Below are 12,341 nucleotides of genomic sequence, written 5' to 3' on the forward strand. Positions count from 1 at the left end.
GGACAGGAACGAGGATGAGATGACCGACCCAGTGACCCTGACAGGTGACGAGGGCAGGATCGGCGAGTTCGACGAGAAGCGCGCGGAGGCGGCGATCCGTGAACTCCTGATCGCGGTCGGCGAGGACCCGGACCGAGAGGGCCTCCTGGAGACACCGGCCCGCGTGGCGCGTGCGTACCGCGAGATATTCGCCGGTCTGTACCAGAAGCCCGAAGAGGTGCTGACGACGACGTTCGACCTGGGCCACGACGAGATGGTCCTCGTGAAGGACATCGAAGTCATGAGTTCATGTGAACATCACCTTGTCCCCTTCCACGGCGTCGCCCACGTCGGCTACATCCCGTCCACCGACGGGAAGATCACCGGCCTGTCGAAGCTGGCCCGCCTGGTGGACGTGTTCGCCCGCCGCCCGCAGGTGCAGGAGCGCCTGACGACGCAGATCGCGGACTCCCTGATGGAGATCCTGGACCCGCGCGGGGTCATCGTGGTCATCGAGTGCGAGCACATGTGCATGACCATGCGCGGGGTCCGCAAGCCCGGCGCGAAGACCATCACCTCGGCGGTCCGCGGTCAGCTCCGCGACCCCGCGACCCGCAACGAGGCGATGAGCCTGATCATGGCCCGCTGACCCGATGCGCCGGCCCGGCCCCGGGGCGCGGCCGGCCCGGCCCCGGGGCCGGGTCAGGCGCGGGCCGGGGATTCCGGGGTGGGGTCCTCGTCCTCGGGGAGCTTCAGGACGCGCTCCAGGAAGAGGGCGGCCGCGATGACCGCGATGCCCGCGAGGACCGAGAAGGCGGCGTACCAGGCCTGGTCGCGGCGGGCGGGGACGTCCAGGGAGTCGGTCAGCAGGAAGACACCCACACCGCCGTACATGCCCGCCACCAGCGCGGCCACCAGGGCGCTGGCCTGCCCGAAGACCACCGCGCGGGCCGCCATCAGCGGCTCCACGCCCTTCGCGCCCGGGCGGCGCTCCCGCTGGGCCTTGAGCCGGGCCTTCAGGGACAGCGCCGTGGCCAGCAGCACCACGGCGATCACCCCCAGGACGATCGGCGCGGCCAGCGGAACGCCCGGCAGGGTGCCGTAGGCGTTCCACAGCCGGGCGCCGGCCCAGGACAGGACCCCGGCGACCACGAAGATGCCCGCCAGGATCCCCGGCCTCAGTTGCTTCACTTGCCCGTTCCCCACTTTCAGCGAGTAGCCGTGAACAGGCTACTAACGACTACTCGGGGAGGCGGAGTTCCAGATCGGGGCGCGGCGTGACACCGCTCAGGCCGATTCCGGCCAGGAGGCCGGCGACCGGGCCGTGGCCCGGGATCCGTGCCTCCGGGTCGATGTCGTGCCAGGGGGCCAGGACGAAGGCGCGCTGGTGGGCACGCGGGTGCGGGAGGGTGAGGACCGGATCGTCCGAGACGCGGTCGGCGTACGCGACGATGTCGACGTCGATCGTGCGCGGGCCCCAGCGCTCCTCGCGGACGCGGTCGAACGCCTCCTCGATGGCGTGTCCGCGCTCCAGCAGCGAGGACGGCGGCAGGGTGGTCTTCACCGCGATGACCGCGTTGAGGTACGAGGGCTGCGAGCCGGGCTCGACGCCCCACGGCTCGGTCTCGTAGACGGGGGAGACGGCCTTGACTCGCAGGCCGGGGGTGTCGCCGAGGGCGTCGATGGCGCCCTGGAGGGTCTCCAGGCGGTTGCCGAGGTTCGCGCCGAGCGCGATGACGGCCCATTTCGGGTTGGACAGGGTCACGTCCGCCGCGTCGACCGTCTCGACGACGGCGGCGGGTACCGGCTGGACGGTGGGGTCGCTCTGAGCGTTCAGTCCGTTGTTCATGCGCGGCTCCGGGTGATCGTGATGGTCACGTCGTCGAAGGGGACGGTGATGGGCGCGTCCGGCTTGTGGACGACGACCTCCACCTGCGCCACCGCTTCGTGCTTCAGGCACTGCTGGGCGATCCGCTCGGCCAGGGTCTCGATCAGGTCGACGGGCTCGCCCTGGACCACGTCGACGACTTCCTCGGCGACCACCCCGTAGTGCACGGTCTTCGCCAGGTCGTCCCCGGCCGCCGCGGGGCGGGTGTCGAGGTGCAGCACGAGGTCGACGATGAAGGTCTGGCCCTCCTCGCGTTCCCGGGGGAAGACGCCGTGGTGCCCGCGAGCCTTGAGGCCGCGCAGCGCGACACGATCCACGCGAATCACTCCTGCTTTCGTAGGTGCTTGCGGCCGCGGGGCTGCCCCGCGGCCATGGGCCCGCGCCGAGTGCGGTCGGCGTCGTCCGACTTCGAATTTACCTGCGAAACAGTCCGGCCCCCGCCGTAGGGGTCAGGAGGCGGGCTCCTCGTCGTCCTCGTCGGACTCCGTGAGGACGGGAGAACCGTGGTGGGACCAGAGGCGCCAGCCCTCGGATGTGCGTCGGAACACATTCGTGGCGACGACCAGCTGGCCGACGAGCGGGCCGAGCTCCCCGCCGTCCTCGGCGGGGCCGCCGCTGAGGATGTTCTCCGTGCACGTCACCAGGGCCGTGTCGCCTATGACGGCCACCTTGGTGTCGGTGAGGAAGAACTGGATGTACTCGGTGTGGGACATGATCAGCGCGTACGAGCGCAGTACCTCGCCGCGGCCCGAGAGGACCGGCCAGCCGGGGTGCACGCAGGAGATCTCGTCCTCCAGCCAGAGCGCCGACAGAGCGTCGAAGTCCCCCCGCTCCATTGCCTCGTAGAAGGCCGTGTTGACCTCTTCGACCGCTTCGATGTCGGTTCTGCTCACTGTTCTCCTAGTCGTTCGATGAGGGTCAGAGTGCCCCTTCCACGGCGCGGGCCACCCGAACCGCGTCGGCGGTCGCCCGTACCTCGTGGACCCGTACGGCCCAGGCGCCCTGGTGGGCGGCGATCGCGGAGACGGCGGCCGTGGCGGCGTCGCGTTCGCGGGCGGGCGGCGGGGTGGCGTCGCTCCCGCCGGCCAGGACCCGGCCGAGGAAGCGCTTGCGCGAGGCGGCGACCAGCAGCGGGAAGCCGAGGGCTCGCAGGTCGGCCATGTGCGCGAGCAGGGCCAGGTCGTGCTCGGCGTTCTTGGCGAAGCCCAGGCCCGGGTCGACGAGGAGCCGCTCGGGGGCGATGCCGCCGGTGACGACCGCCTCGATCCGCGCCCGGAGCTCGGCGGTGACCTCGGCGATCACGTCGTCGTAGACGGCGAGGCTGTTCATGCCGGCGCTGAAACCGCGCCAGTGCATCACCACGAAGGGCACCTCGGCCGCCGCCACGGCCGGGATCATGCCGGGGTCGGCGAGGCCGCCGCTGACGTCGTTGACCAGGGCGGCGCCGGCGTCGACGGCCCGGGCGGCGACGGCCGCGCGCATGGTGTCGACGGAGACGGTGACGCCCTCGGAGGCCAGGCCGCGCACCACGGGGACGACGCGGCGCAGCTCCTCCTCCTCGTCGACGCGGGAGGCGCCGGGGCGGGTGGACTCGCCGCCGACGTCGACGAGGTCGGCGCCCTGGGCGACGAGGTCGAGGCCGCGCTTGACGGCGGCGGTGGTGTCGAACCAGCGGCCGCCGTCGGAGAAGGAGTCGGGGGTCACGTTGACGACGCCCATGACCGCGCAGCGGTCCCATTCCGGCAGACCTGCGACCCGGCCCCTGCCGGTGGCTCCGCGCTTCGTGTTCATGGGTCCAGGGTAGGGCTGACCTGGATATGACAGCCCCTGTCACCGTTTCCGCCCCCTGGCCCCGCAGGGTCCATGAGGGCCACGGGGTCCGGGCCGGGCACGCCGAAGGCCCGGTCAGGGCGCTGACCGGGCCTTCGGGGGGTGTCGCGGGTCCGGCGGGGACTACGCGGGCTGGACCTCGCGCTCGGCCTGCTTCGGGACGGGCGCCATCAGGTTGTGCGTGCAGGTGCGGACCGGCTTGGGACGGCGGCGGCTGGCGAAGAGCCGCGGCAGGGCCAGCGTCACGAAGCCCTCGGCCTGCATCGCGGCGAAGCCGATGCGGGGCAGGTCGCGGGTGGCGCGGAAGACCACGAAGCGCGGCTCCCAGCGGGGGCGGAACTTCGCGTTGAACTTGTACAGCGACTCGATCTGGAACCAGCGGGAGAGGAAGACCAGCAGGCTGCGCCACATCCGCAGGACGGGGCCGGCGCCGATCTTCTCGCCGCGGGCCAGCGCGGAGCGGAACATCGCGAAGTTCAGCGAGACCCGCTCGATGCCCAGGGAGGGGGCGGCCTCCAGGGAGGCCACGATCAGCAGCTCGTTCATGCCGGGGTCGGCGCCGCGGTCACGGCGCATCAGCTCCAGCGACATGCCGTCCTTGCCCCACGGCACGAAGTGCTGGATGGCCTTCAGGTCGCCGAAGGGGCTGGTGTCGCCCTCCTCGACGCGGTGCGCCGTGGCGATGAAGCAGTCGCCGTCACCCGGGTCGCCGACCCGGCCCAGGGCCATCGAGAAGCCGCGCTCGGTGTCGGTGCCGCGCCACGCTTCGGCGGCGCCGCGGACCTGCTCCAGCTCCTCCTCGGTCAGCTCGCTGACCCGGCGGACCTTGGTGGTGTAGCCGTTGCGCTCGATGCGCTTCACCATCTGGCGGACATTGCGCATGGCACGGCCCGAAAGGGAGAAGTCTTTGACATCGACAATCGCCTCGTCACCCAGCTCCAGGGCGTCCAGGCCGGTCTCGCGGGTCCAGACCTCGCCACCGGTCTCGCTGCAGCCCATGACGGCCGGGGTCCAGGAGTGGGCCTTGGCCTCCTCCATGAACCGCTCGATCGCGCCGGGCCACGCCTCGACGTCGCCGATCGGGTCGCCGGAGGCGAGCATCACGCCGGAGACGACGCGGTAGGTGACGGCGGCCTTGCCGCTGGGGGAGAAGACGACGGCCTTGTCGCGGCGGAGCGCGAAGTGGCCGAGAGAGTCGCGGCCGCCGTGCCTGGCGAGGAGCCCGCGCAGCTGGGCCTCGTCGTCTGCGGTGAGCCGGGCGGCCGGGTGCTCGGGGCGGAAGGCCAGGTAGATGGTGGTCAGCGCGGTCAGCATGCCGAGCGCGCCGAGGGAGTAGCCGACGGTCCAGGACACCCGGCCCGCGTAGTCGACGGGGCCCTCGAACCCGAACAGGCCGTAGACGACGTGGGTGATCTGCTCGTACAGGCTGGGGTTGCCGACGACCTTGCCCGGGTGGACGTTGACGATGACCAGTCCGAGGCCGATGGAGCCCGCGCTCATGAGGACGAAGTTCGCGAGCGCCTTCCAGCGGCTGCGGGGGTCGGGCAGCGCCTTGAACTCGGCCTGGTGGCGCAAGAGCAGCGCGAGGAGCACCGCCGCGATGACCACGCTGATGACCGAGTGGCGGTAGACGAACTGCGCGGCCGCGCCCGCGGGCAGCAGGACGACGGCGGCCCGCCAGGCGCGCCGCTTGTGCCGCTTGAGGCCGTGCGCGAGCAGCAGGAGCAGGACGCCCGCGCTGATGGACATGGCAGCCGCGAACGGGCCGAGGGAACCCGGGAGCACCTCGGTGACCGCGTGGATCCGGCTGTGCCGGAAGCGGGGGAAGACACCCGCCGCGATGTCCAGAAGGCCGACGATCGTGACGGCCGTACCTACCAGGCCGGGCACCGACTCAGGCTGTGGGCCTCTGAGGATTCGGCGGACCCGGCTCGGAACCTGTCCCGACTTATCGCCATCTATCCTGCTAGACATCGCTTCCCGTTGCTCCGCGAGAGATCAAGTGGCCGAAGGCCGCGACAGCCTCCGGTGTGTGGTGCGTCCCTTAGGACGACAGCGGCGGGGAACGGGTTCACTCTTCCGCCGGAAATTTCCAGTCCTGCCATCAGAAAGTCGACTGACTGCTCATGGGTCTCACCAGTAATACGGTCCTGGCGCTGGCCGTCCTCGCCGGTGTGCTGCTGTTCGCGGCCACCATCTGGTTCTGGCCGAAGCTCTCCGGCCGCACCTGGCGTGCGTTCACCGGCCGGATCGGGCTCCTGCTGGCGACCCAGCTGGCGCTGTTCTCGGCTGTGGGGCTCGCGGCCAACAAGTCCTTCCTGTTCTACGGTTCCTGGGCCGACCTGTTCGGCCAGGAGACGTCGATGGGCAAGGTCGTCGACCACTCGATGAGCAGCAAGGACATCAAGGTCGTCGACAAGCAGAAGCTGGACGTGCCCGGCGGCGCCAAGCCCCAGGTGGGCGGTCAGATCCTGAAGGTCGCCATATCCGGGCAGAAGTCGAAGATCACGAGCCCGGGCTACGTCTGGCTCCCGCCGGAGTACTTCCAGCCGCAGCACAAGGACGAGAACTTCCCGGCGTCCATCGTCCTGACCGGCTACCCGGGCACCGCCGAGAACCTGATCAAAGGGCTCGACTACCCGATGAAGGCGTTCAGCCTGTCCAAGTCGGGCAAGATGAAGCCGATGATCCTGGTCATGCTGCGCCCGACGGTGGCGCCGCCGCGCGACACCGAGTGCGTCGACATCCCCGACGGGCCGCAGACCGAGACCTTCTTCGGGGTGGACCTCCCGCAGGCCATCCAGGACACCTTCCGGGTCGGCAAGAAGCCCGAGAACATGGGCTTCATCGGTAACTCCACGGGCGGTTACTGCGCCCTGAAGATCGCCGCGCACTACCCGCAGACCTTCGGTGCCGCCGCGGGTCTGTCCGCGTACTACGACGCTCCGGACGACCCGACGACCGGTGACCTGTTCCACGGGGACGCGAAGCTGAAGAAGCGCGCGGACATCCTGCACGTCATGGAGAACAAGAAGCCGGCCGGTACGTCCTTCCTCGTCACCAGCAGCGAGAAGGGCGAGCCGAACCTCGCGGACACCAGGAAGTTCATCAAGAAGGTGCAGGGCCCGGACCGGGTCTCGTCCATCATCCTCGACAGCGGCGGCCACAACTTCAACACGTGGCGCCGTGAGATCCCGCCGATGCTGACGTGGATGAGCAGCCGCATCCAGGCCTGACGTCCGGCCGCGCGGTGCGACAGCGGGAACAGGGGTCCGACCGGGGTCGGGCCCCTTTCTCGTGCTCCCGTCTCATGCCCCCGTTTCATGCCCCTGCCTCATGCCTCCTGCAACTCGGCCCGGCGCAGTGCCCGGTGGACGCCCTCCGGGGTCAGTATGCCGGCCAGCTCGCCGGTGGCCGGGTCGGTGACGCCGATGCGGCCCGAGTCCTCCTGGAGCAGCGCGGCGAGCGCCTCGCGCAGCGTCGCCCCGAGGGGCACCGACGCCTGCGGGCGGGTCCCCTCCGCCGGTGCCAGGTCGCCGGCCCCGAGCGGGGTGACGGCGAGCCGCCTGAGCCCGCGGTCGGCGCCGACGAAGGAGGCCACGTACGGGGTGGCCGGGGCTCCCAGCACCGCCGCCGGGCGGTCGAACTGCTCGATGGTGCCCGTCCCGTAGACGGCGATGCGGTCGCCGAGCCGGATGGCCTCCTCCAGGTCGTGCGTGACCAGCAGGACCGTTTTGCGCACGGTCCTCTGCAGGGCCAGGAACTCGTTCTGGAGCCGCTCGCGCACCACCGGGTCGACCGCGCCGAAGGGTTCGTCCATCAGCAGGACCGGCGGGTCGGCGGCGAGCGCGCGGGCCACTCCGACGCGCTGGCGCTGCCCGCCGGACAGCTGCTCCGGGTACCGGCTCCCGTACACCGACGGGTCCAGCCCGACCAGTTCGAGGAGTTCCGCCGCCCGGGCGCGGGCCGCGGCCCTGGGGGTGCCGGTCAGCTGCGGCACGGTCGCGGTGTTCTCCAGCACGGTCCTGTGCGGGAACAGCCCGACCTGCTGGATGACGTACCCGATCCGGCGGCGCAGTTCGACCGGGTCGGCGGCGGCGATGTCCTCGCCGCCCAGCAGGATCCGTCCGGAGGTCGGGTCGATGAGCCGGTTGACCATCTTCATCGTGGTCGTCTTGCCGCAGCCGGACGGTCCGACCAGCGTGACCAGCTCTCCCTCCGCCACCTCGAAGGACAGGTCCTCGACGGCCGTCGTCCCGTCGGGGTAGCGCTTGGTCACATGCTCGAATCGGATCACACACCCATCTTTCCTCACAGGCGTGGTCCGTATGTGAAGGGAGTGTTGCCCCCTGCGAAAGATTCCGGCCACCGGGAGTGAGGGGGGTTAGGGTCGTTCACGGCCGTACGGTCGAGCATCTGTACGTTCGGTGACGGGGGGTGAGATGGGTGTCGGGGCAGAACTGCCTGGTGGCGAACGACTGGATCTGCTGGGACTACGTCACCTCCCGCTCCCGGGAACTCACCGACGCCACCGTCGAGCACGTGTGGATCACCGGCGTGTCCGTCCTGATCGGCCTGCTCGTGGCCGTGCCGCTGGCCCTGCTGGCCCGCCGCGGCCGGCACTGGGCGGCGCCCGTGCTCACCTTCACCACCCTGCTCTACACGGTCCCGTCGCTGGCCATGTTCTCCCTGCTGCTGCCCGTCTTCGGGCTCTCGGCGGCGCTGGTCGTGACCGGTCTGGTGCTGTATTCGCTGACCATCCTGGTCCGCAACGCGCTGGCCGGCCTGGAGGCCGTCCCCGAGGAGGTACGGGAGGCCGCGCGCGGCATGGGGTACGGCCCAGGGCGGCTGCTGTGGCAGGTCGAACTGCCGCTGGCGCTGCCCGCGCTGCTCGCCGGCGTCCGGATCGCCACGGTCTCGACGGTCGCGCTGACCACGGTCGGCTCCATCGTCGGCAAGGGCGGCCTGGGCAACCTCATCGCGCCCGCGGTGAGCAGCTCCTTCAAGGCGCAGGTGCTCACCGCCTCGGTGCTGTGCGTCCTGCTCGCGCTCGGCGCGGACCTGCTGCTGCTCGGCCTGCAGCGGCTGCTCACGCCGTGGACCCGTACCGGCGCCCGTACCGGCGCCCGGGCCCGGCCGTCCGTACCGGCGAAGGGGGCCTGACGGCATGGGTGCGGTGGCAGGGGCCTGGGACTGGCTCGCGGACGGCGCCAACTGGGCCGGGGAGAACGGTGTCTGGCACCGGCTCGCCGAGCACGTCTGGGTCAGCGGGCTCGCCCTGGCGATCGCCTGCGCGATCGCGCTGCCGGCCGGCCTGTACCTCGGCCACCTCGGCCGGGGCGGCACCCTCGCGGTCAACGTCTCCAACGCCGGTCGGGCCGTTCCGGTCTTCGCGGTGCTGGCGCTCTTCATGGTCTCCCCGCTGCGCAACGCGGGCTACCTGCCGACGGTCGCCGCCCTCGTGCTGTTCGCCGTACCGCCGCTGCTGACGAACGCGTACGTGGGCATGCGCGAGGTGGACCGCTCGGTGGTGGAGGCCGCCCGCGGGATGGGCATGTCCGGCGGGCAGCTCTTCTGGCGGGTGGAACTCCCGCTCGCGCGCGGCCTGGTGATGACCGGGCTGCGCTCGGGCGCCGTGCAGGTCGTCGCCACCGCCACGATCGCGGCCATGGTCGGCCAGGGCGGTCTCGGCCGGATCATCACCGCCGGCTTCAACACGTACAACACCCCGCAGGTCGTCGCCGGGGCCCTGCTCGTGGCGGCGCTGGCGCTGCTGGTGGAGGGCGTGCTGGTGGCGGCGGACCGGCTGCTGCTGCCCCGGGCCGGCGCCCACCGCTGATCCCCGTCCCCGTCCCGTCCCCCTTATCCCCCTCCTTCTTCTCATCCCTCTTCCCCTCTCTTCGAACGGAGCAAGTCCATGACCAAGACCACGCGCGTCCTCGGCGCGTCCCTGGGCGTCCTGGCCCTGACGGTGTCGCTGGCCGCGTGCGGCGGTGACAGCCTGGAGAAGAGCAAGGAGGGCGGCGGCGCGGCCCCGGCGGCGGACGGCAAGGGCGGCCTGGTGATCGGCGCGGCCGGGTTCACCGAGTCGAACGTGCTGGCGGAGCTGTACGCGCAGGTCCTGAGGGACGCCGGCTACACCACGTCCGTCAAGACGGTGAACAACCGCGAGCTGTACGAGCCGTCGCTGGAGAAGGGCGAGATCGACGTCGTCCCGGAGTACGCGGCCACGCTCGCGGAGTTCCTCAACGCCAAGGTCAACGGGCCGAAGGCACCCGAGGAGAAGCCCGTCGCGTCGAGCGACGTCGCGGCGACGGTCGCGGGCCTGGAGAAGCTCGCGGCCCCGCTCGGGCTGAAGGTGCTGCCCGCGGGCGCGGCGGTCGACCAGAACGCATTCGCGGTGACCAAGGAATTCGCCGCGAAGAACAACCTCAAGTCCCTTTCCGATCTTGGTAAGTCGGGACTGCAGGTGAAGATCGCGGCAGGCGACGAATGCGCGGTCCGTCCCTTCTGCGGCCCCGGACTGACGAAGACATACGGAATTCAGGTTTCCGGTATTGACCCGAAGGGCGTCGGCACCCCGCAGGCCAAGCAGGCCGTCAAGGACGGCGTCGACCAGCTCGTGCTCACCACGACCACGGACGCCACCCTCGACAGCTTCGGCCTGGTCCTGCTGGAGGACGACAAGAAGCTCCAGAACGCCGACAACGTGCTGCCGGTGGTCAACGCCAAGGACGCCGGCGCCCCCGAGGTCGCGGCCGCGCTGGACAAGCTGACCAGGGTGCTCACGACCGCCGACCTGGTCGACCTGAACCGGAAGGTGGACGCCGAGCGCGCCAAGCCGGCCGACGTCGCGAAGGCCTACCTGGAGGCGAAGGGCCTTCTGAAGAAGTAGCGGCCGCCGGTCGAAGGGGAATGCGGGGTAACTGCCCGGGAACAGATTGCCGGGTGGGTATCCCGCACGACCCCCACGCCCTGTAAATTTCAGGCCATGCCCCGTGGACGCCACCGCAATCCCGAACCCCTGCACCGGCTGCTCACGCCGACGGCCGTCGCAGGTGTATCCGTCACCAGCGCCGGCGCCGCCTGGCTGCTGGCCGGCCCCGACGACGGCACCGCGCTGAGGCTCCTCGTGGCCGTCGCCGCGGCCGCCGGGATCGCCGGGGCCGTCGTGATGCGGGCCTGGGACCGCACCGCGGGCCGCCGGGTGGCGGAACTCGCCCGCGAGCGGGTCAAGGACGAGTGGCGCACCGACGAGCGCATAGCCGAACTGGAGTCCGACCTCGAAGAGGCCCGGGCGCTGCGGGCCAGGCTCGACGCCAAGCTGCGCGCCAAGCGCGTCGAACTGGCGGGCCTGCGGGGCGAGCACGCGGCACTGTTGCGCCGCTACGCGACCGCCGAGACCGAGCGCGCCAGCGCGCTGGAGAAGCGCCGGCTGCTGGCCATCGAGGCCTCGGCGGCCACGGCCCCGGCCGGCCCGAAGCAGCTTCCGGCCGTCTCGGAGGAGCGCACCTCGGCGGGCGCGCCCACCTCCGTCGGCTACGCCCGCGCCCACGCGGCCATGGCGGCGCTGGCCCGCAAGGCCCAGGAGCGGGCGCTGCCCACGGCGCGGGCCGTGGGGGAGCTGCCCGCGTCGGCGGCGGCCGGCGCCGCCTCCGTCCCGGCCCGCCGTCCGGCGGCGGCCGTGGCACCGTACGCGGCCCAGCGGCGTACGGCCTCCCGTGTCGAGGGCGGCTTCGACTTCTTCGGCACGAAGAACTCGGCGCAGGCCCGCGCGGCGATCGAGGCGGTTCAGAACGAGGACCTGGCCGACGTCGTGGGTGCCGAGGCCCTCGCCGTGCACAAGGCGGAGTCCGCGCAGGAGACGGCCGAGCCGGAGTTCAAGCCGCCGACCGACGAGACCCGTGCGGTGGGCCAGGTCATCGACCTGACGGCCCACGACGAGACCGAGCCCATCGACGTGGTCCGGCTGCGCACCGCGATCTCGTAGCCCGCGCCCCGGCCCGTCTCGGCCTGCCCCGTCCGGGCTCTGGTGGGCCCGCGGTCAGGGCCGGTAGGAGGCCACCAGCCGGGCCAGGTGCCGGCCCGCCACCAGCAGCGGGGTCCGGCTCCGGGTGACCTGCGAGGTCATTTCCGCGCCCTCCAGGGTGTTCACCACGGTGATCGCCAGGTCCCGCGCCTCTTCCTCCGGGTAGCCGGAGGCCAGGAGCTTCGCGGCCACCAGCTCCTGCCAGTTGGCGAAGGCGCGGGCGCAGGCCGCCTGCAGGTCGGGGAGGCGGCCGACCGTCTCCAGGGCGGTGGCCGTCACCGGGCAGCCGTCGAGCCAGTCGGACGCCTCCAGGGCCTCCGCGAGCAGGCCCGTGACCGCCTCCACGGCCTCCGCCGGGTCGGGGTGCGCGGTGAGGCCCGCGCGCAGCAGCGCGGCGAACTCCTCGTCGCCGAAGTGGATCGCGGCCACCGCCAGTTCCTGCTTGCCGCCCGGGAAGAAGTGGTACAGCGAGCCCAGCGTGGCCCCGGCCTCCCGGACGAGCTGTTTGACCGGGGTGTTCTCGTAGCCGCCGTGCTGCATGAGGCGGGAGGCGGTGCGGACCAGCCGCTCGCGCGTTCCCAGCTCTGTCGTCGTCCCTGTTGCCGCCATGGCCGG

General features: G+C 71.6%; 14 protein-coding genes. 6 read left to right on the forward strand and 8 right to left on the reverse strand.

Annotation, left to right across the window (positions count from 1 at the left end; translation table 11 throughout):
- Positions 1-19 precede the first annotated feature (19 nt).
- Complete coding sequence (folE, locus tag AAT21_RS18325) at positions 20-628, forward strand: GTP cyclohydrolase I FolE (protein ID WP_030845998.1); 609 nt, start codon at positions 20-22, stop codon at positions 626-628.
- A gap of 53 nt (positions 629-681) precedes the next feature.
- On the opposite strand, the gene AAT21_RS18330 is transcribed toward folE, so the two are convergent.
- The 6 genes from AAT21_RS18330 to AAT21_RS18355 all read right to left on the reverse strand — a co-directional run bounded on the left by AAT21_RS18330 (position 682) and on the right by AAT21_RS18355 (position 5,671).
- Positions 682-1,170, reverse strand: coding sequence for a DUF3180 domain-containing protein (locus tag AAT21_RS18330; RefSeq protein ID WP_046777909.1), 489 nt, complete (start codon positions 1,168-1,170; stop codon positions 682-684).
- Between the two features lie 49 nt (positions 1,171-1,219).
- Positions 1,220-1,828, reverse strand: coding sequence for a 2-amino-4-hydroxy-6-hydroxymethyldihydropteridine diphosphokinase (folK, locus tag AAT21_RS18335; protein WP_046777910.1), 609 nt, complete (start codon positions 1,826-1,828; stop codon positions 1,220-1,222).
- Positions 1,825-2,184, reverse strand: coding sequence for a dihydroneopterin aldolase (folB, locus tag AAT21_RS18340; RefSeq protein WP_030010912.1), 360 nt, complete (start codon positions 2,182-2,184; stop codon positions 1,825-1,827). Before folB ends, folK begins: the two co-directional genes overlap by 4 nt.
- 132 nt (positions 2,185-2,316) lie before the next feature.
- Positions 2,317-2,760 (reverse strand): nuclear transport factor 2 family protein, encoded by a 444-nt coding sequence (locus AAT21_RS18345; RefSeq protein WP_079025781.1) that lies wholly within the window; start codon positions 2,758-2,760, stop codon positions 2,317-2,319.
- A 25-nt stretch (positions 2,761-2,785) separates the two neighbouring features.
- Positions 2,786-3,658 carry a dihydropteroate synthase gene (gene folP / locus AAT21_RS18350; protein WP_046777911.1) on the reverse strand — a complete coding sequence of 291 codons (873 nt, stop codon included), beginning with the start codon at positions 3,656-3,658 and terminating at the stop codon, positions 2,786-2,788.
- Between the two features lie 162 nt (positions 3,659-3,820).
- Positions 3,821-5,671 carry a phosphatidylglycerol lysyltransferase domain-containing protein gene (locus AAT21_RS18355; RefSeq protein ID WP_046777912.1) on the reverse strand — a complete coding sequence of 617 codons (1,851 nt, stop codon included), beginning with the start codon at positions 5,669-5,671 and terminating at the stop codon, positions 3,821-3,823.
- A 152-nt stretch (positions 5,672-5,823) separates the two neighbouring features.
- Here AAT21_RS18355 and AAT21_RS18360 point away from each other — a divergent pair, with 152 nt between their 5' ends.
- Complete coding sequence (locus tag AAT21_RS18360; RefSeq protein WP_046777913.1) at positions 5,824-6,933, forward strand: alpha/beta hydrolase; 1,110 nt, start codon at positions 5,824-5,826, stop codon at positions 6,931-6,933.
- A gap of 98 nt (positions 6,934-7,031) precedes the next feature.
- On the opposite strand, the gene AAT21_RS18365 is transcribed toward AAT21_RS18360, so the two are convergent.
- A complete protein-coding gene (locus AAT21_RS18365; protein WP_046777914.1) occupies positions 7,032-7,994 on the reverse strand; it encodes an ABC transporter ATP-binding protein in 963 nt (320 codons plus the stop codon).
- A 149-nt stretch (positions 7,995-8,143) separates the two neighbouring features.
- On the opposite strand from AAT21_RS18365, the gene AAT21_RS18370 reads away from it, so the two are divergent.
- The 4 genes from AAT21_RS18370 to AAT21_RS18385 all read left to right on the forward strand — a co-directional run bounded on the left by AAT21_RS18370 (position 8,144) and on the right by AAT21_RS18385 (position 11,687).
- Complete coding sequence (locus AAT21_RS18370; RefSeq protein ID WP_046777915.1) at positions 8,144-8,860, forward strand: ABC transporter permease; 717 nt, start codon at positions 8,144-8,146, stop codon at positions 8,858-8,860.
- Positions 8,861-8,864: 4 nt separating this feature from the next.
- Positions 8,865-9,536 (forward strand): ABC transporter permease, encoded by a 672-nt coding sequence (locus AAT21_RS18375; RefSeq protein ID WP_046777916.1) that lies wholly within the window; start codon positions 8,865-8,867, stop codon positions 9,534-9,536.
- A gap of 78 nt (positions 9,537-9,614) precedes the next feature.
- Entirely contained in the window at positions 9,615-10,592 is a 978-nt protein-coding gene (locus tag AAT21_RS18380) for an ABC transporter substrate-binding protein (RefSeq protein ID WP_046777917.1), read from the forward strand.
- Between the two features lie 96 nt (positions 10,593-10,688).
- Entirely contained in the window at positions 10,689-11,687 is a 999-nt protein-coding gene (locus tag AAT21_RS18385) for a hypothetical protein (protein ID WP_200904418.1), read from the forward strand.
- A gap of 54 nt (positions 11,688-11,741) precedes the next feature.
- Here the strand turns inward: AAT21_RS18385 and AAT21_RS18390 are convergent, their stop codons facing one another.
- Positions 11,742-12,335 (reverse strand): TetR/AcrR family transcriptional regulator, encoded by a 594-nt coding sequence (locus tag AAT21_RS18390; RefSeq protein ID WP_046777918.1) that lies wholly within the window; start codon positions 12,333-12,335, stop codon positions 11,742-11,744.
- Between the last annotated feature and the right edge of the window lie 6 nt (positions 12,336-12,341).

The organism is Streptomyces yangpuensis, from assembly GCF_001005295.1.
Lineage (GTDB): Bacteria > Actinomycetota > Actinomycetes > Streptomycetales > Streptomycetaceae > Streptomyces > Streptomyces yangpuensis.